This window comes from Pseudomonas sp. NFIX28 (assembly GCF_900107395.1).
Lineage (GTDB): Bacteria > Pseudomonadota > Gammaproteobacteria > Pseudomonadales > Pseudomonadaceae > Aquipseudomonas.
In genome coordinates this window covers 78980-102322 of record NZ_FNPW01000009.1, presented here as the reverse complement: position 1 = coordinate 102322, position 23343 = coordinate 78980, and the positions used below count along the sequence as shown (strand labels likewise).

The window sequence follows — 23343 nt, the reverse complement described above, 5'->3', positions numbered from 1 at the left end:
CGCGCCTATTACTCGAACCAATGGGCTCGGGCGGCCATGATCAACTTGCCGGCACGATCATCGTCAATGCCGTCGATGTCGAGCAGGTCGTCAATAGACTGCTCGGCCAGGTCTTCGCGGGTAATTACGCCGCGCACCGCCAGTTCCATCGCCAAATCCTTGTCCATACCCTCAAGCGAGAGCAGGTCTTCGGCCGGATGGGCGTCTGCCAGCTTTTCCTCAGTAGCGATGGCTTTAGTCAACAAGCGATCCTTGGCACGAGCGCGAAGCTCGTTGACGATGTCTTCGTCAAAGCCGTCGATGTTGAGCATTTCTTCCAACGGTACGTAGGCAATCTCTTCCAGGCTGGTGAAGCCTTCATCGACCAGCACCTGTGCCAGCTCTTCGTCGACTTCCAGCTCGTCGATGAAGTTGCGCAGGATGTCGCCGGTTTCAGCTTGCTGCTTAGCCTGGATGTCCGATTCGGTCATCACGTTCAGGGTCCAGCCAGTCAACTGGCTAGCCAGACGCACGTTCTGACCACCGCGACCGATGGCCTGAGCCAGATTGTCTGCGCCAACGGCGATGTCCATGGCATGGGCATCTTCGTCGACGATAATTGCCGCGACTTCGGCCGGGGACATGGCGTTGATCACGAACTGCGCCGGGTTGTCATCCCACAGGACGATATCCACACGCTCACCGCCCAACTCACCGGAAACGGCCTGGACGCGCGAACCGCGCATGCCAATGCACGCACCCTGAGGGTCAATGCGCTTGTCTTTGGAACGGACCGCGATCTTGGCGCGCGACCCCGGATCACGGGAGGCAGCCATGACTTCGATCAGACCTTCGGCGATTTCCGGCACTTCGATACGGAACAGCTCGATCAGCATTTCCGGCGCGGTGCGCGACAGGATCAGCTGCGGGCCGCGGTTCTCGGTGCGGATTTCCTTGAGCAGCGCACGCAGACGCACGCCAACCCGGAAAGTCTCGCGGGAAATGATGTCTTCACGGGCCAGCAACGCTTCGGCGTTGTTGCCCAGGTCGACGATCACGTTGTCGCGGGTCACTTTTTTCACGGTGCCGGAGATGATTTCACCCAGGCGCTCGCGGTAAGCATCAACGACTTGAGCGCGCTCGGCTTCGCGGACTTTCTGCACGATGACCTGTTTGGCGGTCTGCGCAGCAATGCGGCCGAATTCGATCGACTCGATCTTCTCTTCGACGACATCACCGACTTTCGCGCCCGGATGGGTTTCCTGGACCTTGCTCGGCCAGGTTTCCACGGCCGGATCGTCCAGATCGGCTTCCTCGACTACCGTCCAGCGACGGAAAGTCTCGTAAGCACCGGTGTGGCGATTGATTTCCACACGCAGATCGACTTCGTCCTCAAAACGCTTCTTGGTAGCAGTGGCCAGAGCCAGCTCCAGCGCTTCAAAAATTACGCTTGCCGGTACACCCTTTTCATTGGATACCGACTCAACAACCAGCAGTACTTCTTTGCTCATCGTACGCCTCGCCTTTCGCAAGCCATTGGATCCGCGGGATCCGCGTCTCAGTCAAAACTGGGAATTATGTGGGCCTTGTCGATCATGTCGATCGGCAACAGGAACTCATGGTCTTCCACTTGCACCACGACATCCTGCTCCTCTACCCCGCGGAGAAGGCCCTGAAAATTACGCCGACCTTCAAAAGGCGAGCGCAGCTTGATCTTCACTTGTTCACCGACATACTTGGCAAACTGTTCAAGGGTGAACAGCGGGCGTTCCATGCCAGGAGAGGAAACTTCAAGGGTATATTCAACGGAGATCGGATCTTCAACATCCAGAACACCGCTGATCTGACGGCTGACGATGGCACAGTCGTCCACCAGCACACCGCCTTCCTTATCGATATAAACGCGCAACAGTGAGTGGCGACCTTGAGCCGAAAACTCGATACCCCAGCATTCATAGCCAAGGGCCACGACCACCGGGGCCAACAAGGCCTGCAACTGTTCTAGCTTGCTCGACACCTGAACCCCCTCGTGCATGCTTGTGCAAATAAAAAATGGGCGAAGCGCCCATCCCGGAAACGCCGTTGAATAGCGGCGTTATAAAGTGTCCAGCTAACAAAAAGCCCCTGAAAAGGGGCTCCGCTAAAACTGGTTGCGGGGGCCGGATTTGAACCGACGACCTTCGGGTTATGAGCCCGACGAGCTACCAGACTGCTCCACCCCGCGACAAAGCTGGGGCGGAAGTATACGACTGATCCCTTTTTGGGTCAATGTAACCTTCCACCTACAAGAAAGCCCGCAACAGCGGGCTCTCCTGATAATTGGTACCGAGAAGGGGACTCGAACCCCTACACCCTATGGGCACAACCACCTCAAGGTTGCGTGTCTACCAATTCCACCACCTCGGCATAGACTACGTTACTGCGTGAAACTCTTCTTACTTCTGCTCTTGAGCTGGAGGTACGTCAGTCGCATTAGTTGCCGACTTTTGCTCTTGGAGCACCGGGACATCATCAGAAGCCGGTTTTTGCTTTGGCGCTTCAAGCACCGCTGGATCTGGCAAACCTACTTGAGTCAGCTCATGAGCTTTCTCTTTAGCAAAGTAACCTAACCCTAAGCTGGTTATGAAAAAACCTGCGGCAAGTATAGCAGTAAACTTACTAAGAAAGGTAGAGGAACCTTGGCTTCCGAACACAGTATTTGAAGCACCTGCTCCGAAAGACGCGCCAGCGTCCGCACCTTTACCCTGCTGCAGCAATACCAGAGCTACTACGCCCAGCGCACCCAGCAGATGAAAAACCACTACGACTGTTTCCAGCATTTTTTCAGTTTCCCGCGGCGCGACAAATCGCACCGAACTCATCTGCATTCAGGGAAGCCCCACCAATGAGCCCCCCATCGATATCCGGCATGCCGAACAGTTCGACCGCATTGGCCGCCTTCACGCTGCCGCCGTATAGAAGCCGCACACCTCGTGCCACTTCAGAATTCTCTGCCGCCAACTGCGCGCGAATGGCTGCGTGCACATCCTGAGCCTGTTGCGGCGAAGCAGTCAGCCCGGTACCAATGGCCCAGACCGGCTCGTAAGCGATAACGGCATTGGCAAACGCGCCAACACCCAACTCTTCGATAATGCTGCCCAGCTGACGCCCGACAACTTCAAGAGTCTTCCCGGCCTCGCGCTGCTCGAGGGTTTCCCCTACACACAAGACCGGCTTCAAGCCGCAGGCCTGTGCTGCTGCGAATTTGCGATTCAGCGTACCGTCACGCTCACCCATCATCAGGCGACGCTCGGAGTGCCCAACCAGCACCAGGGAACAACCTGCATCCACCAGCTGACTCGGAGCAATTTCTCCTGTCAGCGCACCTTGCATGGACTCGACCGCAGAATTCTGCGCACCGACCGAAATCGACTTGCCTTTCAAGCCATCAATCACTTGATTGATATACAAGCAAGGCGGGAATACCGCGACATCAACACCGCTAGGCAAGGCCAGATGACGCAGGCCATTGATCAGCTCAGCGACGCTGGCGCGGGTACCGTGCATTTTCCAGTTACCAGCTACCATAGGGCGACGCATGCTGTACCTCGTCGGTCAAAGTGGGCGCAGATGTTACCCAACCGCATCAACACTGGCAAGCCGAAATCAGGCAGAAACTTCGGCAACCAGTTTTGCCAGCTCGTCAGCATAGCCACGGACCTGAGCTTCATCGTCACCTTCGACCATGACGCGAACCAGCGGTTCGGTACCCGACTTACGCAGCAACACCCGGCCGCGCCCGGCCATAGCTGTAGTGACGCGCGCGCAGGCCTCTTTCACAGCCGGATGCTCGACAGGATTGGCACCACCGCCAAAACGGACATTAACCAGAATTTGCGGACATTTGCGCAGCGCCTGACGCGACTGTGCCAAGCCTTCATCACGCCGCTTCAGCGCCATCAGCACCTGCAGGGCGGCAATGATCGCATCACCCGTGGTGGTGTGCTGGAAGCACACGATATGACCGGAGTTTTCACCGCCTACGAGCCATTGGCGCTCAAGCAGCTCAGCAATGACATAACGGTCACCGACATTGGCGCGCACGAAAGGAATACCCAGATCAGCCAGGGCCAGCTCGAGACCCAGATTGCTCATCAAGGTACCGACCACGCCACCCTGCAGCTTGTTACGCGCGTGCAGGTCCCGGGCAATGATGAACAACAGTTCGTCACCATCGACGACAGCGCCTGTATGGTCGACCATCAGCACCCGATCACCGTCACCATCAAAAGCAATACCCAGGTCAGCGTGCTCGGCCAATACCGCAGCCTGCAACTGCCCCATATGGGTCGAGCCACAATTGTCATTGATGTTCAGACCATTAGGCTGCGCGGAGAGCACCACCACTTCAGCACCCAATTCACGAAAAACGCTTGGCGCCACTTTGTAGGTCGCACCATGGGCACAATCGACAACAATCTTCAGACCCGCGAAACTGGTACTGGTAGGAACACTGCTCTTACAGAACTCGATGTAACGGCCCGAAGCGTCATTAATCCGCGAGACCTTACCCAGCTTGCTCGACTCCACCACGGTCATCGGCGCATCCAGCAGCTCTTCGATCATTAGCTCAACTTCATCCGGAAGCTTGGTCCCCTCCCCCGAAAAGAACTTGATGCCATTGTCATCGTGAGGATTATGCGAGGCGCTGATCACGATCCCTGCCTCAGCATGGAAAGTGCGGGTCAGGTAAGCGATAGCTGGAGTAGGCATTGGCCCCAGCAACATCACATCCGCACCAGCGGCGGACAAACCCGCTTCAAGCGCGGACTCGAACATGTAACCGGAAATGCGTGTGTCTTTGCCCACCAACACGCGGCAGGCGCCCATGCTGCGGAAAGCCATACCCGCGGCCCAGCCCAGCTTGAGCATGAAATCAGGGGTAATAGGGTACACACCCACACGACCGCGAATGCCGTCGGTGCCAAAGTATTTCTTGCTCATAAGTGCTCCATCATTCTTATTCGGCTGATTCCACAGCTGTGATCATCCGTACTACATCCATCGTCTCGGCGACATCGTGAACCCGCAGAATCCTTGCCCCCTTAGTCATTGCCAAAGCAGCAAGAGCTAGGCCGCCGTACAAGCGCTCCCCGACAGGACGACTCAACGCCTGACCTATCATGCTCTTCCGCGAAACTCCAACGAGCAAAGGTCGACCAAGGGCATGTAGGGAATCCATATGCTTGAACAGGCTCAGGTTGTGCTGCAAAGTCTTTGCGAAGCCAAAACCTGGATCCAGGATAATTCGCTCTGCCTCAATGCCTACGGCCGCGCATTGAGCCATACGCTCAGCCAGAAACGCCGCCACTTCCTTGGTTACATCCTGGTATTGCGGATTGTCCTGCATATCGCCAGGCTCACCGAGCATATGCATAAGGCAGACCGGCAAACCTGTGGCCGCCGCCGCATCCAAAGCACCATCCCGACGCAACGAACGAACGTCATTGATCAATCCCGCGCCCAGGCGTGCAGTTTCGCGCATCACCGCAGGCGTGGATGTATCGACAGAAATAATGACATCCAGTTCACGATGGATACGTTCGACGATTGGGGCTACGCGCTCCAGCTCTTCAAGCGGCGATACCGCCCGTGCACCAGGACGAGTAGACTCGCCCCCGACATCGATGAGCGTCGCCCCCGCCCGCACCATGCTTTCAGCATGACGCAAAGCAGCATCCAGCTGGCTGAAGCGCCCACCATCGGAGAAGGAATCAGGAGTTATATTTAATATACCCATGACATGCGTCTGGGCTAAATCAAGAACCCGGTTGCCGCAAGGCAACCGGGTAGAGGATGACGAAGAGGTCATTTCAAGCCTTAGTGGTCGGCAGCAGGGCCGCCGATCGGTGTCTCTGGACGCTCATTCTGCACCACTGGAGGTGTGGTGCCTGAACCGCCCTCCCAATCGCGAGGTTCGCGAGGGGGACGACCAGCCATGATGTCATCGATCTGCTCTGCATCAATGGTTTCATACTTCATCAAGGCATCAGCCATTGCATCCAGCTTGTCACGATTATCCGTAAGGATCTGCTTGGCGGTGCCATAGCACTGGTCAATGATGCTACGAACTTCGGAGTCGATCAGCTTGGCTGTTTCTGCAGACAAGCTGGCATGCTGGCTACCAGCACTGCGTCCCAGAAAAACCTCGCCCTCTTCTTCTGCGTACATCAACGGACCCAGCTTTTCGGAAAGCCCCCACTTGGTCACCATGTTCCGCGCAATCTGGCTGGCGCGCATGATGTCGTTGGAAGCACCGGTGGTTACACCATCAAAGCCCAGTGTCATTTCTTCAGCAATACGACCGCCATAGAGCGAGCAAATCTGACTGATCAGGGCACGCTTGGACAGACTGTAACGATCCTCTTCCGGAAGGAACATGGTAACGCCCAGAGCCCGACCGCGCGGGATGATCGAAACCTTGTAGACCGGATCATGCTCGGGAACTACGCGACCGACGATAGCGTGGCCAGCCTCATGATAAGCAGTGTTCTGCTTTTCCTTCTCGGACATGACCATGGATTTGCGCTCTGCGCCCATCATGATTTTGTCTTTTGCCAGCTCGAACTCTTTCATCTCAACGATGCGCTTGCCGCTACGGGCAGCGAAGAGCGACGCTTCGTTCACCAAGTTGGCGAGATCGGCACCAGAGAAACCAGGCGTACCACGCGCGATCACTGCAGGTGCAACATCCTCACCCATCGGTACTTTGCGCATGTGAACCTTCAGGATCTGCTCACGGCCACGAATATCCGGCAGACCAACCACAACCTGACGGTCGAAGCGGCCAGGACGCAGCAGCGCTGGATCCAATACGTCAGGACGGTTAGTGGCGGCAATAACGATAATGCCGTCATTCATTTCAAAACCATCCATCTCGACCAGCAACTGGTTGAGAGTCTGCTCACGCTCATCGTGACCACCGCCCATGCCAGCACCACGATGGCGACCTACAGCATCGATTTCGTCGATGAAGATGATGCAAGGGGCATGCTTCTTGGCCTGCTCGAACATATCGCGAACGCGGCTAGCACCCACACCGACAAACATTTCCACGAAATCGGAACCGGAAATGGTGAAGAACGGCACCTTGGCCTCACCAGCAATAGCCTTGGCCAACAAGGTCTTACCAGTACCGGGCGGACCAACCATCAGCACACCACGAGGAATACGACCGCCCAGGCGTTGGAATTTTCCTGGATCGCGAAGGAACTCAACCAGTTCACCAACCTCTTCCTTGGCCTCATCGCAGCCCGCAACATCCGCCAGGGTAGTTTTCACTTGATCTTCGGACAGTAGGCGCGCCTTGCTCTTGCCAAAGCTCATCGGCCCACCTTTGCCACCCGCGCCTCCCTGCATCTGTCGCATGAAGAACATGAAAACGGCAATGATCACCAGGATCGGGAAGCTGGCGACCAGCAGCTGGGTCCAGATGCTTTGTTGCTCAGGCTGCTTGCCTTCGACAATTACGTGGTTATCCACCAGATCGCCGATCAGGCCGTTGTCCTGGATCGCAGGGCGAATGGTCTTGAAGCTATCGCCATCATTACGCTTGCCGGTAATCACATAACCATCAACGGCGACGCGCTCGACCTTGCCATCCTTAACTTGCTGGATAAAGTCGGAATAGTTGAGGGTCTGCGGCTCGTTAGGGCTGGAGAAGTTGTTCATCACCGTCACCAGGACAGCCGCGATGATCAACCACAGGATCAGATTCTTTGCCATATCGTTCAATTAACTACCCTCTGAAGCAAGCTCCGCTGTTGGCGCGCGCTTCGCATGATATTCACCGACCTAACTTACTACATTACCTACAGCTCTGGCAGGCGCTGTCTGTAACCCTTTATGTGAAACCCAGATTACACAATATTCGCTTAGCCCCCTGGGGCGAAATACGAAAAAACTATCAACCCGGTCAAAAATACCTTTACTCGATACGTCCGCGAAAACCACGCCCAAGCAGATACTGCTCGCGAGAACGGTCACGGGAAGAACTCGGTTTACGCATCACCACCTTGTCGAACATCTTGCGGACGTTCTTGTGGTATTCGTCGAAACCTTCCCCCTGGAAAATCTTAATCAGGAAGTCGCCACCGGGACGAAGAACCCGCCCCGCCAAATCAAGTGCCAACTCGCATAAAAACATCGCTCGCGGCATATCTACAGCAGGCGTACCACTCATATTGGGGGCCATATCGGAAATCACAAGGTCAACCTGAGAATTTCCGACCGCCTCAAGGATCTGGGCCAACACTGCATCCTCGGTGAAGTCTCCCTGAATAAAGGTCACATCAGGGATGCTATCCATTTCCAGGATGTCGGATGCAATCAGTCGGCCCTGACCACCAATAAGGCGGCTGGTCACCTGCGACCAGCCTCCTGGCGCCGCGCCCAGGTCGATTACACTCATTCCAGGCCGGATCAGGCGATCCTTTTCCTGGATTTCCAACAATTTGTAGCTGGCACGCGAACGGTACCCGTCTTTTTGCGCCATTTTGACGAACGGGTCGTTGAAATGCTCTTTCAGCCAGTTATGGCTTGTCTTGGAACGGGCCACGGGCCACCTCAAAAATAAAACGGGTCGTGATTAACTGGGCGGTCCCGGACGCGCTCGGGTAAACTGGCCGCCGCTTTTTTACAAGATCAGACGCAGGGGTCAGATTATGCCGCTCACTCAAGAGCAGAAGAAACAGTACAAATCCATTGGCCACCATCTGAAACCAGTATTGACTGTGGCTGACAACGGTTTGACCGAAGGTGTGTTAGCCGAACTTGAACGCGCCTTGAGCGATCACGAGCTGATCAAGATCAAGCTCAATATTCTTGAGCGCGAGTCCCGCCTGGAAGCCATCGCAGAACTGTGCAAGGCCGGCAAAGCGGATCTGGTGCAGGTCATCGGGAAAATGGCGTTGATTTATCGCAAGAACGCCAAGGTAAACAAGCAACTGTCCAACGTCCATCGCTTCCATTGACGTCGGCAGGGGTCAAGGGTGCGCTTCGCGCGCCCTGCCACTCCATCCAGGCACCGGCTGCAATACCAGTACCAGACCGGAAAAACCCAGGACAAGATAGCTGAACAACTGCCAGCGTTCGGCATCCGACAGCCCGAAGCGCACCACGAAATACATCGCACACGCATACAACGCCATCAATAGTAACTGCCCGCGCATATCCCGCCACAGGCTCGCCATCCCTTCAGCACGTATCAGTACCAGCATCTGAAGAACGACACATACGACTGAGAACCCCACCAACAGCAGACTCAACGCATTGCCGATCTCTTCGATCAGCAGCGGCGCCAGGCCTATCTGGCCCAGCACCGGCAACAAGCCGACATGCAGCAACCACACACCGCCAACCCACAACATCTGGGTCAGCTGCCAAAGCATGGCACCTGCATTCAGCAGGCGCCTTCGGTCAGATGTGGCGGACTTCGACAATCTCGTACTCGATCACGCCGCTAGGCGTTTTAACGGCAACCACATCCCCCTCTTCCTTGGCAATCAAGGCACGGGCAATGGGCGAACCTACAGAGATCTTTCCGAGCTTGATGTCAGCCTCATCCTCACCAACGATCTGGTAAGTAACGCTTTCATCGGTTTCTACGTTGGCGATCTCAACCGTAGTACCGAAAATCACCTTACCGGTATGAGGAATGCTGGTGACATCAATGATCACCGCATTCTGCATGCGACCTTCAATGTCACGAATCCGCGCCTCGACCATGCCTTGCTGTTCGCGTGCAGCATGGTATTCCGCGTTTTCCTTCAAATCACCCAACTCGCGGGCCGTACCGATGTCCTGGCTGAGTTTTGGACGGACGACCTTGGTCAGGTGAGTCAACTCTTCCTCCAGGGCGCGAGCGCCCTGGACAGTCATTGGGTATTTGATCATGCCTTCAATCCTGCATGTAGATCCTGCAAGCGACGCACGGTCTTTTCCGGACCGAACTTGAGCGCTTCACAGATGGCCTCGCCCGCAGCAATGGTGGTGGTGCAGTAGATCTTGTGCTGCAAGGCGTTACGACGAATGGAATAAGAATCGGCGATCGACTGACGACCTTCGGTGGTATTGATGATCAGCGTGACTTCGTCATTCTTGATCATGTCGACCACGTGCGGACGCCCCTCAGTCACCTTGTTCACGCGGCGCACCTTCAGGCCTGCCGCTTCGATCAGCTTGGCAGTACCGGCAGTAGCGACCACTTCGAAGCCCAAGCTGATCAGATCGCGTGCAACGCCCGCAACCAGTGGCTTGTCATCGTCACGCACACTAATGAATGCAGTACCGCCGGTCGGCAGCACTTCGCTGGCGCCCATCTGTGCCTTGGCGAAGGCTTCGCCGAAGGTGTCACCGACGCCCATCACTTCACCGGTCGACTTCATCTCTGGGCCGAGAATTGGGTCGACGCCCGGGAACTTGGCGAATGGGAACACCGCTTCCTTGACGCTGTAGAAGTTCGGAATGATTTCCTTGGTGAAACCCAGCTCTTTCAGGGTTTTACCCGCCATGACGCGCGCGGCGATCATCGCCAGCGACACACCGATGCATTTGGAAACGAACGGCACGGTACGGGACGCACGCGGGTTTACCTCGATGACGTAGATCTGCTCACCCTGCAGGGCCAGCTGTACGTTCATCAGGCCGACCACGCCCAGCTCCAGGGCCATTTTCTTGACCTGTTCGCGCATCTCGTCCTGGATATGCGCAGGCAGCGAGTAAGGTGGCAGCGAGCAAGCGGAGTCACCGGAGTGCACGCCGGCTTGTTCAATGTGCTGCATGATCGCGCCGATCACCACATCCTTGCCGTCGCAGACCGCGTCCACGTCCATCTCGATGGCGCAGTTGAGGAAGTGGTCCAGCAGCACCGGGCTGTCATTGGATACTTGCACCGCTTCACGCAGATAGCGCTTGAGCTCTTCCTCTTCGTAAACGATCTCCATCGCCCGGCCGCCCAATACATAGGACGGACGCACCACCAGCGGGTAGCCGATCTTGGCCGCAGCACGAATCGCTTCGTCTTCGCTGCGCACGGTGGCGTTTGGTGGCTGGCGCAGGTTCAGGCGCTCGACCATCTGCTGGAAGCGCTCACGGTCTTCGGCACGGTCGATGGCGTCAGGGCTGGTACCGATAATCGGCACACCAGCAGCTTCCAGGGCACGCGCCAGCTTCAGCGGAGTCTGGCCGCCGTACTGGACGATCACGCCTTTTGGCTTCTCGACGCGGACGATTTCCAGCACGTCTTCCAGGGTCACTGGCTCGAAGTACAGGCGATCGGAGGTGTCGTAGTCGGTGGAAACGGTTTCCGGGTTGCAGTTGACCATGATGGTTTCGTAACCATCGTCACGCAGCGCCAGTGCCGCATGCACGCAGCAGTAGTCGAACTCGATGCCCTGGCCGATACGGTTCGGACCGCCGCCCAGGATCATGATCTTGTCGCGACCCGAAGGCGCTGCCTCGCACTCTTCCTCGTAGGTCGAGTACAGGTAAGCGGTATCGGTAGCGAACTCGGCCGCGCAGGTGTCGACGCGCTTGTAGACCGGGAACACTTCCAGCTTGTGGCGATGGGTACGCAGATTCTTTTCGGTCACACCCAGCAGCTTGGCCAGACGCTGGTCGGAGAAACCTTTACGCTTGAGGCGGAACATCAGGTCGCGGTCGATTGCCGACAGGCCCAGGGTCTTGACCTTCTCTTCTTCCTTGATCAGATCTTCGATCTGCACCAGGAACCAAGGATCGATCATGTTCATGCCGAAGATCTGCTCAACGGTCATGCCGGCACGGAAGGCATCAGCCACGTACCAGATACGCTCGGCGCCCGGCACGGTCAGCTCGCGCTTGAGCACGTTCATGCTTTCCGGATTGCTCAGATCAAGTTTCGGATCCAGACCACAGACACCCACTTCCAGGCCGCGCAGCGCTTTCTGCAGGGACTCCTGGAAGGTCCGGCCAATAGCCATCACCTCACCCACCGACTTCATCTGAGTGGTCAGGCGTGCGTCAGCCTTGGCGAATTTCTCGAAGGCGAAACGTGGCAGCTTGGTCACTACGTAGTCGATGGACGGCTCGAAGGACGCCGGGGTCTTGCCGCCGGTGATGTCGTTCGACAGCTCGTCCAAGGTGTAACCCACGGCCAGTTTGGCGGCGACCTTGGCGATCGGGAAACCGGTGGCCTTCGAAGCCAGGGCCGAGGAGCGCGACACACGCGGGTTCATTTCGATCACGACCATACGGCCAGTGTCCGGGCAGATACCGAACTGAACGTTGGAACCGCCAGTCTCGACGCCGATCTCGCGCAGCACCGCCAACGAGGCGTTGCGCAGGATCTGATATTCCTTGTCAGTCAGGGTCTGAGCCGGGGCAACGGTGATCGAGTCACCGGTGTGCACGCCCATCGGGTCGAAGTTTTCGATCGAGCAAACGATGATGCAGTTGTCCTTTTTGTCGCGGACAACTTCCATCTCATATTCTTTCCAGCCGATCAGCGATTCGTCGATCAGCAGCTCTTTGGTCGGCGACAGGTCCAGACCGCGGGCGCAGATTTCTTCGAACTCTTCACGGTTGTAAGCGATACCACCACCGGTGCCGCCCATGGTGAAGGACGGACGGATGATGCACGGGAAGCCCAGCTTCTCGAGGACCGCATTGGCCTCGTCCATGCTGTGGGCGATACCGGAGCGCGGGCACTCCAGGCCGATTGCCTTCATTGCGGTGTCGAAGCGCGAACGGTCTTCAGCTTTGTCGATGGTGTCAGCGTTGGCGCCGATCATTTCCACGCCGAACTTTTCCAGAACGCCTTCGCGCTCCAGGTCCAGGGCGCAGTTCAGTGCGGTCTGGCCACCCATGGTCGGCAGCAAGGCGTCCGGACGCTCTTTCTCGATGATCTTGGCAACGGTCTGCCACTTGATCGGCTCGATGTAGGTGGCGTCGGCCATGGCCGGGTCGGTCATGATGGTCGCCGGGTTGGAGTTCACCAGGATGACCCGGTAGCCCTCTTCGCGCAGGGCCTTGCAGGCCTGGGCGCCGGAGTAGTCGAATTCGCAGGCCTGGCCGATCACGATCGGGCCAGCGCCGAGAATCAGGATGCTTTTAATGTCTGTACGTTTTGGCATGGGTTGTCACTCAAATCCGCAGGTCAGTCGGCAAGCCGTCTTGATCAAATCTCTGAAGCGCTGAAGGGGCCGCCGAGGCCGGGGCCACCTTCAGGGGCGGGCACTCAGCGTCGCTTGGCCATCTCGTTGATGAAACGATCGAACAGCGGCGCCACATCGTTCGGGCCCGGGCTCGCTTCAGGGTGGCCCTGGAAGCTGAATGCGCTCTTGTCGGTACGCTCGATGCCTTGCAGGGTGCCGTCGAACAGCGACTTGTGGATCGCCCGCACGTTGCCCGGCAGAGTGGTTTCATCCACCGCAAAACCGTGGTTCTGGCTGGTGATCATCACCACGCCGCTGTCCAGGTCCTGGACCGGGTGGTTGGCACCGTGGTGGCCGTGGCCCATCTTCACCGTCTTGGCGCCAGAGGCCAGAGCCAGCAGTTGGTGACCCAGGCAGATACCGAAGACCGGGATTTCGGTTTCCAGCACGTCCTTGATCGCCTGGATGGCGTAATCGCAAGGCTCGGGGTCGCCAGGACCGTTGGACAGGAACACGCCATCAGGCTTGAGCGCCAGGGCTTCGCTGGCCGGGGTTTGCGCAGGCACCACGGTCACGCGGCAACCGCGCTCGACCAGCATGCGCAGGATGTTCAGCTTGACGCCGTAGTCGTAGGCGACCACGTGGTACGGCAGCTCGGAAGCCTCGATGGTCGGATGACTGTCGGTCTTCAAGCTCCAGACGCTGGAGCGCCACTCGTAGCTTTCCTTGGTGCTGACGACCTTCGCCAGATCCATGCCTTTGAGGCCCGGGAAGCCACGCGCTGCGGCAATCGCCGCTTCGTCGGAAATATTGTCGCCGGCCATGATGCAGCCGTTCTGTGCGCCCTTCTCGCGCAGGATGCGCGTCAGGCGACGAGTGTCGATACCGGCGATCGCCACAACGTTGTTGGCTTTCAGGTAGTCGGACAGAGACAAGGTGTTACGCCAGTTGCTCGCAACCAGTGGCAGGTCGCGAATGACCAGACCGGCCGACCAGACACGATCGGACTCGGCGTCTTCCGGCGTGGTGCCGGTATTGCCGATATGCGGGTAAGTCAGGGTAACGATCTGCTGGGCGTAGGAAGGATCGGTAAGGATTTCCTGATAGCCGGTCATTGCGGTGTTGAACACCACCTCACCAACGGTTTGACCGTCGGCTCCAATGGCTTCGCCGCGAAAAATGCTGCCATCAGCAAGGGCGAGTATGGCTGGCTTAGTCAAGAAGACCTCCCGTAAATAAAGCCTGAAAGGGCGATCGCAGGTTGTAAAAAAGCGGAGTGACGTATGGACACGTCACCCCGCTTCTTCACTGAATTATTCTGCGCGCTTTTAGTGGACACACTAAAGCTGTAGCTTACAGAAAAAGGCTTTTTTGGTCCACCGCTAAAGAGCCTTAAAGGCAGAGGAATGCGACAGAACATCGCTTAGCGGAGTAAAACAGGGCTCAAGCGCGAAGCCGAGCCCTGTTTTGGATGCATCTCAACGCAGATCCAGCACATCCTGCATGTCATAAAGACCCGCCGGACGACCGTCCAGCCACAACGCAGCACGTACCGCACCCTTGGCGAAAGTCATGCGGCTGGAAGCCTTGTGGGTGATTTCCAGGCGCTCGCCCTCAGCAGCGAACAACACCGTGTGATCGCCAACCACATCGCCGCCACGAACCGTGGCGAAACCAATGGTTTCGCGCTCGCGAGCACCGGTATGCCCCTCACGGCCATACACCGCGACTTTCTGCAGGTCACGCCCCAGCGCGTCGGCAATTACCTCGCCCATGCGCAGAGCAGTACCTGAAGGCGCGTCGATTTTGTGCCGGTGATGCGCCTCGATGATTTCGATGTCCGCATCGTCACCCAGCACCCGGGCCGCCATATCGAGCAGCTTCAGCGACAAATTGACGCCAACGCTGAAGTTGGCGGCGAACACGATCGGAATATCCTTGCCCGCCTCGACCAGTAATTGCTTTTCCTTGGCGCCAAGCCCCGTGGTACCGATCACCATGGCCTTGCCCGCCTTGCGACAGAACGCCAGGTTCTTCAGCATCACTTCCGGCAGGGTGAAATCGATCAACACATCGAATTCATCAGCCACTTTTTCCAGGCTGTCGGACATCGGCACACCAATGCGCCCCAGCGAAGCCAGCTCGCCAGCATCCGCGCCAACCAAAGAACTGCCTGGCCGCACGATCGCTGCGGTAAGCCCGGAGAGCGGCGAGCGCTGCTGCACGGCCTCGACCAGGTTCTTGCCCATGCGCCCCGCAGCGCCCATCACAGCTATACGTCGCATGCCGTGCTCCTTACAGGTCGCCGAAGAAGCGCTTCACGCCTTCGAACCAGCCAGTGGTTTTCGGCGAATGGGTATTGTCGTCCGCCAAGGAACCACGCAACTCCTCAAGCAGCTCACGCTGACGGCGGCTCAGGTTCACCGGTGTTTCCACCGCAACGCGGCACATCAAGTCGCCAGCACCGCCGCCACGCACCGGGGCCACGCCCTTGCCGCGCACGCGGAACTGCTTGCCGGTCTGGGTGCCCTCTGGAATCTTCAGCTTGACCCGACCATCCAGCGTCGGGATCTCCAGCTCGCCACCCAGCGCCGCATCAACGAAGCTGATAGGCACTTCGCAGAACAGGTGTTTGCCGTCGCGCTGGAAGATCGCGTGCTCACGCACATTGATCACCACATACAGGTCGCCCGTCGGGCCACCCTGAGTACCCGCTTCTCCTTCGCCGGACAGACGAATACGGTCACCGGTATCGACCCCCGCCGGCACTTTCACCGACAGCGTCTTGTACTCTTCGACGCGACCTTCGCCGTGGCAGGAATCGCATGGATCGGAAATGATCTTGCCCTGGCCATGACAACGCGGGCAGGTCTGCTGCACCGAGAAGAAGCCTTGCTGCATGCGCACCTGGCCAATGCCGCCACAGGTCGGACAGGTCACGGGCGAGGAGCCCTTCTTGGCACCCGAGCCGTCGCAAGGCTTGCAGTTGACCAGTGTCGGAACACGGATGTTCACGGTGGTACCGCGCACCGCCTCTTCCAGGTTCAGCTCCAGGGTGTAGCGCAAATCGCTGCCACGCTGGGCCCCGCCACGGGAGCCGCCACGACCGCCACCAAAGAAATCACTGAAGACATCGCCAAAGATATCGGAGAAGTTCTGGCCACCGAAGCCGGCGCCGCCACCTCCCATGCTCGGATCGACACCGGCATGACCGTACTGGTCATAAGCCGCGCGCTTGCTCGAGTCAGACAATACTTCGTAGGCCTCGTTGGCCTCCTTGAACATATCTTCCGACGCTTTGTCGCCGGGATTACGGTCCGGGTGATGCTTCATCGCCAGGCGGCGGTAAGCCTTTTTCAGGTCGGCTTCGCTCGAGCCTCGCTCCACACCCAATACTTCGTAATAGTCACGCTTTGCCATAAGTCTTCGCACTCTTAAGGACGTTCGACAACGCTCTCCTGAGCCTCGTCAAACTCGTTGAGCCCCAATACAGGCCCGGACCCAACTCACGTCAATTCAACGATCCTGGTCTTGGATAGACGACCAACAGACTGGCCGACAATTGCGGCAATCCCGAACGGAAAGCAGGAGCATTTCCGACCGTACCGCCAGCGCGCGAACAGAGCCGCACGCCGTAAAAATTTCGCTTGCTCCAGACACGCCAACGCGGGAGCAAGCTCCCGCGCGGCGACATCCTACCAGTCACCGCACAAAGGCAGTCAACCGGCCGACCAACAAGCAGTCTTACTTGTGGTCTTTTACTTCTTCGAACTCGGCGTCGACGACGTCGTCGGCTTTCTCGGCCGATTCACCCTGCGAAGCCGCGCCTTCAGCTGGCTGAGCCTGCTCGGCGTACATCTTCTGGGCAACCGGAGCCGACACTTTCGACAGCTCTTCGACCTTGGCGTCGATAGCAGCCTTGTCGTCGCCTTTGATAGCGGCTTCAAGGGCAACCACGGCGGCCTCGATCGCAGTCTTTTCTTCTGCGGTCACTTTGTCGCCCGCATCAGCGATCATCTTGCGAGTCGAGTGAACCAGGGCATCGCCTTGGTTACGCGCGCTGGCCAGCTCTTCGAACTTGCGGTCTTCTTCGGCGTTGACTTCAGCATCACGAACCATCTGCTGAATTTCTTCCTCGGACAGACCGGAGTTGGCCTTGATCACGATCGACTGGGTCTTGCCGGTCGCCTTGTCCTTCGCACCTACGTGCAGGATGCCATTGGCGTCGATGTCGAAGGTCACTTCGATTTGTGGCACGCCACGTGGAGCCGGTGGAATTTCAGCCAGGTCGAACTTGCCCAGGGACTTGTTCTGCGCGGCTTGCTTACGCTCACCCTGCAGCACGTGAATGGTCACTGCGCCCTGGTTGTCGTCGGCAGTCGAGAACACTTGCGACTTCTTGGTAGGAATCGTGGTGTTCTTCTCGATCAGCGCGGTCATCACGCCACCCATGGTTTCGATACCCAGGGTCAGCGGGCTGACGTCCAGCAGCAGCACGTCCTTCACGTCACCGGCCAGTACCGCACCCTGGATGGCAGCACCCATGGCAACAGCTTCGTCCGGGTTCACGTCCTTGCGGGCTTCTTTACCGAAGAAATCGGTCACCAGCTTCTGCACCAGCGGCATACGGGTCTGACCGCCGACCAGGATCACGTCGTTGATCTTGCTGACGTCGATACCAGCGTCTTTCATGGCGATGCGGCAAGGCTCGATGGTGCGCTGAACCAGGTCTTCAACCAGCGATTCCAGCTTGGCGCGGGAGATCTTCACGTTCAGGTGCTTAGGACCGGTGGCATCTGCAGTGATGTACGGCAGGTTGACGTCGGTCTGCTGGCTCGAGGACAGCTCGATCTTGGCTTTTTCAGCGGCTTCTTTCAGGCGCTGCATGGCCAGCGGGTCACCCTTGAGGTTCATGCCGCTTTCTTTCTTGAACTCGTCCACGAGGTAGTCGATCAGACGGATGTCGAAGTCTTCACCACCGAGGAAAGTGTCACCGTTGGTTGCCAGTACTTCGAACTGGTGCTCGCCATCGACTTCAGCGATTTCGATCACGGAAACGTCGAAGGTACCGCCACCCAGGTCATAAACGATCACGGTGTGATCGCCCTTGGCCTTGTCCATGCCGTAAGCCAGAGCGGCCGCGGTAGGTTCGTTGATGATGCGCTTTACATCCAGGCCCGCGATGCGGCCGGCGTCTTTGGTCGCCTGGCGCTGGCTGTCGTTGAAGTAGGCCGGAACGGTGATCACCGCCTCGGTCACAGGCTCGCCGAGGTAGTCTTCGGCGGTTTTCTTCATTTTCTTGAGGATTTCAGCCGAGATCTGTGGCGGAGCCATTTTCTGGCCGTTCACTTCAACCCAGGCGTCGTTGTTGTCAGCCTTGACGATCTTGTAAGGGACCATCTGGATGTCTTTCTGTACGACTTCTTCGTCAAAACGACGACCGATCAGACGCTTCACCGCGTACAGGGTGTTATGCGGATTGGTCACGGCCTGACGCTTGGCCGACTGGCCAACCAGGATTTCGCCATCGTTGGCGTAGGCGATGATGGACGGCGTAGTACGCGCACCCTCAGCGTTTTCGATAACTTTTACGTTGCCGTTTTCAAGAATGGAGACGCAGGAGTTGGTAGTCCCCAGGTCGATACCGATAATTTTGCCCATGTTAACTCTCCCGAAACTTTAGATTTTGTTGCCGCAGCAGTGGTGGCCGACTGCGGTAGCACTTAAACGCTTGGCTTATAAATGGGGGCCCTGTGCGCGATTTCAAGCCTTCTCGTCAATCGAAGGCGAAACCGGTGCAGGTGCCTTGCTGACCACGACCATCGCCGGGCGCAGCAGGCGGCCATTGAGCTGATAGCCCTTCTGGAACACCTTGAGAACGCTGTTCGGCTCGACGTCGGCACTTTCCTGCATGGCCATCGCCTGATGCTGCTCAGCATTGAACGGCTCGCCATGAGGATCGATCGCTTCCAGCTGATAACGCTTCAGGGTGTCCTGGAACATCTTCAGGGTCAGTTCGATACCTTCACGCATCGGGCGAATGCTCTCGTCGTCCGGGCTGGACAACTCGAGACCGCGCTCAAGGCTGTCGATCACTGGCAGCAGGTCGCCAGCAAAGCGCTCGAGGGCGAACTTGTGAGCCTTTTCTACATCCTGCTCGGCACGGCGGCGGACGTTCTGCAGATCGGCTGCAACACGCAATGCCTGATCTTGAGCGCCAGCCAGCTGCTCCTCGAGCACTTGTACACGAGCCGCCAGATCTTCGCCCGAAGCCTCGGGGGCCTGATTGGCGTCGAGATTTTGCGTATCCAGCGTCTGTTCGTCAGCCATAAAATTCTCCTTTCAATATCGTCCGCGAGCTCAACTCACGCTTCTGCCCGGGTATATGGGGCCGTGTTTTTCAGGTTTCAAGGGCTGCTCCTTCGGCAAAAATCCTGACGAGAGCCAAAACGCCAGTAGCCAGTCATTCCCGAACACGATAAAAAAATCCGCCAGGCAAGCGAATCGAGCTAAGTACGGGCATTGTCAGCCCAAAACAAAACACTGTATAAATAACCAGACCTAAAGCCTTGGGAGCGGCCTTTATGCTGGTGCACCTGTCCGTACACAACTACGCCATCGTTGAACATCTCGATCTTGAACTGGATCGCGGGATGAGCGTCATCACGGGTGAAACCGGCGCCGGCAAATCGATCATGCTCGACGCCCTGGGCCTGACACTGGGTGATCGCGCCGACAGCGGCGTGGTACGCCCAGGCGCCGACAAGGCCGACATTCTTGCCACTTTCGACCTGGAAGACATTCCCGAGGCCCGCACCTGGCTCGCCGAACGCGACCTGGATAACGACAGCCCATGCATTCTGCGCCGAGTCATTACCGCCGAGGGTCGCTCCCGCGGCTACATCAACGGCTCCCCCTGCCCGCTCGGCGATCTCAAGGCCCTCGGCGAATTGCTGATCGATATTCACAGCCAGCATGAGCATCAATCGCTGCTGAAAACCGATACCCATCGCCGCCTCCTCGATGAATACACCGGCGCGACCGACCTGGCCCGCCAGGTATCGCTGGCCGCCCAGCGTTGGCGCCAGACCCGCCAGGAACTGGAGCGCCTGTCCAATTCCGGGGACGAGCAGCGGGCTCGCCACCAGCTCCTCAGCTACCAACTGGAGGAATTGGAGAACCTCGCCCTGGGCGAAAACGAACTGGAACAACTGGAACTCGAACACAAGAACCTGACCAACGCCGAAAGCCTGCTAGGCATCTGCCGGCAGGTCGTCGAGCATTGCAGCGAAAGTGATTCGGGCAACGTTTTAAGCGCCCTGACTGTGAGCCTTAATCGCCTGTCGAGCATCGGCAACACCTCCGGCGCCCTGGCGGAAGCCACCAACCTGCTGGCCAGCGCGCAGATCCAGGTCGAAGAAGCCGTCGGCGAACTGAACCGCTTCGTCGACCACTTCGACGCGGACCCGGCGCGCCTGCAACAGTTGGAGGAGCGGCTGGATGCCATCTATACCCTGGCCCGCAAACACCGGATCCAGCCCACCGAGGTGGCGGCCATGCAGCAGAAGCTGCTGGAGGAAATCGAAACCCTGGATGCCAATGACGAGTCCATCGAGCGCCTGGGAGACGAGCTGAAATCCTATGCCCGGCACTATCACGAAAAAGCCAGGGAGTTGAGCACGCTGCGCCAACAGGCAGCAACCAGCCTGGCCAGCGCCGTCGAACAGGAAATCCAGCGCCTGGGCATGCCTGGCGGCCGCTTCACTATCGAGCTGCGCGCCAACAGCGGCGACGAACTGCAGCCCAACGGCCTCGAGCAGGTCGAACTGCTAGTCAGCGCCAACCCCGGCCAACCGCTCAAGGCCCTGGCCAAAGTGGCCTCCGGGGGCGAGTTGTCACGGATCAGCCTGGCAATCCAGGTGATTACTGCGCAAACCTCTCGTGTCCCCACCCTGGTATTCGACGAAGTGGACGTCGGCATCGGCGGCCCGACCGCGGAAATCGTCGGTCAGTTGTTGCGCCGCCTCGGCGAACGCGGGCAAGTCCTGACCGTCACCCACTTGCCGCAAGTGGCTGCCCAGGGCCATCAGCATCTTTTTGTACACAAGGTCCGGGGCAGCGATGCGACTCACACCGCAGTCTCCAAATTGGGCAAGACCGAGCGGATCGAAGAAGTGGCCCGCATGCTGGGCGGCATCGACCTGACGAAGGAGTCGCTGGCCCATGCGAAAAAGATGGTGGTTACCGCCAAGGCTTGAGCACCTGCCACTTTAATAAGAAGCAGAAAGCACGAAGGCGACCCTTGGGTCGCCTTCGATCGTTTCGCGGACTATGTCCGCGCGACATGCTTATTTCTTCGTGCGTACGTACAGCACCAAGTTGTGATCCACCAACTCGAAGCCATGCTTCTCGACAATCGCCTTCTGAAGCTTCTCGATTTCTTCGTCGAAGAATTCGATGACCTCACCGGAATCCACGTTGACCATGTGGTCGTGGTGACCGCCGTCAGCCAGTTCGAACACAGCGTGGCCGCCATCAAAGTTGTGGCGCACCACAAGGCCTGCTGCTTCAAACTGGGTCAGGACACGGTAAACCGTGGCCAGACCGACATCCTCGCCAGCTTCCATCAGCGCCTTGTAAACATCCTCGGCGCTCATGTGTCGCTGCTCGGCGGAATCGAGCATTTGTAGAATTTTGACCCGTGGCAGAGTCACTTTAAGGCCGGCTTTACGTAGTTCGCTATTTTCAACCATGGTCAGCTTTCTCGCGGATGCTGCTTCGCAGCTTCTCTTAATGCGGGTATGATCGGGGTTTACGTTGTCCCAGCCAAGATAGTGGAAGTCGCCCACCGATGCAAAACACCAAGCTCTTGCTAACCAGTTTCACCTTCGTGGGACTGCTCGCACTCGCCGGTTGTTCATTCCCCGGGGTTTACAAAATCGACATCCAGCAGGGCAATGTCGTCACGCAGGACATGATAGACCAGTTACGCCCGGGAATGACCCGCCGGCAAGTACGGTTTATCATGGGCAACCCTCTGTTGACCGACACGTTCCACGCCGATCGCTGGGATTATCTGTACAGCCTGCAACCCGGTGGCGGTGAACGCCAACAGGAGCGCGTCAGCGTTATCTTCAATGGTAACGACCAACTGGTCAGCCTTTCCGGCGACTTCATGCCGGGCGTAAGCCGCGACGAAGCCATCCTGGGCAAGGACAGCGGCACTACCGTGACCGCCCCAACCGAAAACGCCGAGCAGCCAAAACCGGAAAAACCAGCCAAGCCTGGCTCCTTGCTCGACCAGATCCAAAAGGACGTCGACAACGTCGAGACCGTTCCGGTGCCGACACCAGAGCCTCTGGACACCTCGCCGCAATAATTTGTGGCGAAATGAAAAAGCCCGGCGAGTCCGGGCTTTTTGTTGCCTATCGATTTGTTCAGGACTCTGGAGTACGAGCCCGAGCCTGTGCCGCTTTTGCCGCACGCAGACGCCGAACCTCTTTAGGGTCGGCCAGCAACGGGCGGTAGATTTCGATCCGATCTCCTTCCTGGACCAATTGCACCGCGGGATCGGCAACCGCTTTGCCGAAAATCCCCAATGGGCAACTGTCCAGGTCCAGCTCCGGAAAGTGCGCACCTATTCCGCTGCCTTTCACTGCCGCACGAACGGTAGCTCCGGACGGCACAGCAACCCTGAGCAATACCTGGCGATCGACCGCGGCATACACCACCTCGACCTCAATCATTGACTCAAGCATGCAACTGCTTGGCTCGCTGACAAAACGCATCGACCAAGGTATTGGCGGCTTGATTGAACAAAGGCCCCAAGGTTGCACGAACCAGTGGACCGGCGTAGTCGAACGACAGATCCAGGCTGATCTTGCAGGCCTTGTCACCCAGCGACTTGAACGTCCACACACCGTGCAACTGGTTGAACGGCCCTTCCTCCAGATTCATCTCGATCGACTGGCCCGGCACCAGGGTATTGCGCGTCACGAAATGCTGGCTGAGCCCGCCCTTGGCAACGGCCAGGCTGGCGCGCATCTGCACCTCGCTGCTCTCCAGCACCTCGGTCGACGAGCACCAGGGCAAAAACTCCGGATAACGCGCCACGTCATTGACCAGGTCGTACAAAAACTGCGCCGGATAAGGCAACAGGGCCGAGCGTTGAATATGTGTCGTCATATCAGCG

22 protein-coding genes and 2 tRNA genes are annotated in these 23343 nt (G+C 57.9%); 3 read left to right on the top strand and 21 right to left on the bottom strand.

What is annotated here, in order from left to right:
- Positions 1–8: 8 nt before the first annotated feature.
- The 10 genes from nusA to rlmE all read right to left on the bottom strand — a co-directional run bounded on the left by nusA (position 9) and on the right by rlmE (position 8575).
- Positions 9–1490: a transcription termination factor NusA gene (gene nusA / locus BLV20_RS18215; RefSeq protein ID WP_007920878.1), complete on the bottom strand. Its 1482-nt coding sequence runs from the start codon at positions 1488–1490 to the stop codon at positions 9–11.
- A gap of 47 nt (positions 1491–1537) precedes the next feature.
- Positions 1538–1996: a ribosome maturation factor RimP gene (gene rimP, locus BLV20_RS18210; protein ID WP_007920877.1), complete on the bottom strand. Its 459-nt coding sequence runs from the start codon at positions 1994–1996 to the stop codon at positions 1538–1540.
- A gap of 130 nt (positions 1997–2126) precedes the next feature.
- Positions 2127–2203: transfer RNA gene (locus BLV20_RS18205), tRNA-Met, on the bottom strand.
- Positions 2204–2299: 96 nt separating this feature from the next.
- Positions 2300–2385: transfer RNA gene (locus BLV20_RS18200), tRNA-Leu, on the bottom strand.
- A 29-nt stretch (positions 2386–2414) separates the two neighbouring features.
- Complete coding sequence (gene secG, locus BLV20_RS18195) at positions 2415–2798, bottom strand: preprotein translocase subunit SecG (protein ID WP_009042126.1); 384 nt, start codon at positions 2796–2798, stop codon at positions 2415–2417.
- 4 nt (positions 2799–2802) lie between these two features.
- Entirely contained in the window at positions 2803–3558 is a 756-nt protein-coding gene (gene tpiA / locus BLV20_RS18190; RefSeq protein WP_063428307.1) for a triose-phosphate isomerase, read from the bottom strand.
- Positions 3559–3624: 66 nt separating this feature from the next.
- Positions 3625–4962: a phosphoglucosamine mutase gene (glmM, locus tag BLV20_RS18185; RefSeq protein WP_092303788.1), complete on the bottom strand. Its 1338-nt coding sequence runs from the start codon at positions 4960–4962 to the stop codon at positions 3625–3627.
- 16 nt (positions 4963–4978) lie between these two features.
- A complete protein-coding gene (gene folP, locus BLV20_RS18180) occupies positions 4979–5830 on the bottom strand; it encodes a dihydropteroate synthase (protein WP_092303786.1) in 852 nt (283 codons plus the stop codon).
- Positions 5831–5838: 8 nt separating this feature from the next.
- Positions 5839–7743 (bottom strand): ATP-dependent zinc metalloprotease FtsH, encoded by a 1905-nt coding sequence (gene ftsH, locus BLV20_RS18175; RefSeq protein ID WP_092303784.1) that lies wholly within the window; start codon positions 7741–7743, stop codon positions 5839–5841.
- A 202-nt stretch (positions 7744–7945) separates the two neighbouring features.
- On the bottom strand, positions 7946–8575 hold the full coding sequence (gene rlmE, locus BLV20_RS18170) for a 23S rRNA (uridine(2552)-2'-O)-methyltransferase RlmE (protein WP_007920869.1): 630 nt from the start codon (positions 8573–8575) through the stop codon (positions 7946–7948).
- A gap of 106 nt (positions 8576–8681) precedes the next feature.
- On the opposite strand from rlmE, the gene BLV20_RS18165 reads away from it, so the two are divergent.
- Positions 8682–8990: a YhbY family RNA-binding protein gene (locus BLV20_RS18165; protein WP_007920867.1), complete on the top strand. Its 309-nt coding sequence runs from the start codon at positions 8682–8684 to the stop codon at positions 8988–8990.
- Between the two features lie 12 nt (positions 8991–9002).
- Here BLV20_RS18165 and BLV20_RS18160 read toward each other — a convergent pair whose 3' ends face one another.
- From BLV20_RS18160 to grpE, 8 genes are all read right to left on the bottom strand, one after another.
- Complete coding sequence (locus BLV20_RS18160) at positions 9003–9407, bottom strand: MFS transporter (protein WP_092303782.1); 405 nt, start codon at positions 9405–9407, stop codon at positions 9003–9005.
- Positions 9408–9435: 28 nt separating this feature from the next.
- Positions 9436–9912, bottom strand: a complete 477-nt coding sequence (gene greA, locus BLV20_RS18155) for a transcription elongation factor GreA (RefSeq protein WP_092303780.1) — start codon at positions 9910–9912, stop codon at positions 9436–9438.
- Positions 9909–13130 (bottom strand): carbamoyl-phosphate synthase large subunit, encoded by a 3222-nt coding sequence (carB, locus tag BLV20_RS18150; protein WP_092303778.1) that lies wholly within the window; start codon positions 13128–13130, stop codon positions 9909–9911. Before carB ends, greA begins: the two co-directional genes overlap by 4 nt.
- A 104-nt stretch (positions 13131–13234) precedes the next feature.
- Positions 13235–14371, bottom strand: a complete 1137-nt coding sequence (carA, locus tag BLV20_RS18145; RefSeq protein ID WP_092303776.1) for a glutamine-hydrolyzing carbamoyl-phosphate synthase small subunit — start codon at positions 14369–14371, stop codon at positions 13235–13237.
- A gap of 258 nt (positions 14372–14629) precedes the next feature.
- Positions 14630–15436 (bottom strand): 4-hydroxy-tetrahydrodipicolinate reductase, encoded by an 807-nt coding sequence (gene dapB / locus BLV20_RS18140; protein ID WP_092303774.1) that lies wholly within the window; start codon positions 15434–15436, stop codon positions 14630–14632.
- 10 nt (positions 15437–15446) lie between these two features.
- On the bottom strand, positions 15447–16571 hold the full coding sequence (dnaJ, locus tag BLV20_RS18135; RefSeq protein WP_009042118.1) for a molecular chaperone DnaJ: 1125 nt from the start codon (positions 16569–16571) through the stop codon (positions 15447–15449).
- Between the two features lie 324 nt (positions 16572–16895).
- Complete coding sequence (gene dnaK / locus BLV20_RS18130; protein WP_092303772.1) at positions 16896–18812, bottom strand: molecular chaperone DnaK; 1917 nt, start codon at positions 18810–18812, stop codon at positions 16896–16898.
- 102 nt (positions 18813–18914) lie between these two features.
- The gene (grpE, locus tag BLV20_RS18125; RefSeq protein WP_007920848.1) at positions 18915–19481 is read right to left on the bottom strand and encodes a nucleotide exchange factor GrpE; all 567 of its coding nucleotides are present in this window, start codon (positions 19479–19481) and stop codon (positions 18915–18917) included.
- 254 nt (positions 19482–19735) lie between these two features.
- On the opposite strand from grpE, the gene recN reads away from it, so the two are divergent.
- Positions 19736–21409, top strand: a complete 1674-nt coding sequence (gene recN, locus BLV20_RS18120; RefSeq protein WP_092303770.1) for a DNA repair protein RecN — start codon at positions 19736–19738, stop codon at positions 21407–21409.
- A 90-nt stretch (positions 21410–21499) separates the two neighbouring features.
- On the opposite strand, the gene fur is transcribed toward recN, so the two are convergent.
- The gene (gene fur / locus BLV20_RS18115) at positions 21500–21904 is read right to left on the bottom strand and encodes a ferric iron uptake transcriptional regulator (RefSeq protein ID WP_007920840.1); all 405 of its coding nucleotides are present in this window, start codon (positions 21902–21904) and stop codon (positions 21500–21502) included.
- 98 nt (positions 21905–22002) lie between these two features.
- On the opposite strand from fur, the gene BLV20_RS18110 reads away from it, so the two are divergent.
- Positions 22003–22530, top strand: a complete 528-nt coding sequence (locus BLV20_RS18110) for an outer membrane protein assembly factor BamE (protein WP_007920839.1) — start codon at positions 22003–22005, stop codon at positions 22528–22530.
- A gap of 58 nt (positions 22531–22588) precedes the next feature.
- Here the strand turns inward: BLV20_RS18110 and BLV20_RS18105 are convergent, their stop codons facing one another.
- Both BLV20_RS18105 and BLV20_RS18100 read right to left on the bottom strand, forming a co-directional pair.
- Positions 22589–22909, bottom strand: a complete 321-nt coding sequence (locus BLV20_RS18105; protein WP_175540227.1) for an RnfH family protein — start codon at positions 22907–22909, stop codon at positions 22589–22591.
- Positions 22902–23336 carry a type II toxin-antitoxin system RatA family toxin gene (locus tag BLV20_RS18100; RefSeq protein WP_092303768.1) on the bottom strand — a complete coding sequence of 145 codons (435 nt, stop codon included), beginning with the start codon at positions 23334–23336 and terminating at the stop codon, positions 22902–22904. The genes BLV20_RS18105 and BLV20_RS18100 overlap by 8 nt, the downstream gene beginning before the upstream one ends.
- Positions 23337–23343: the final 7 nt, after the last annotated feature.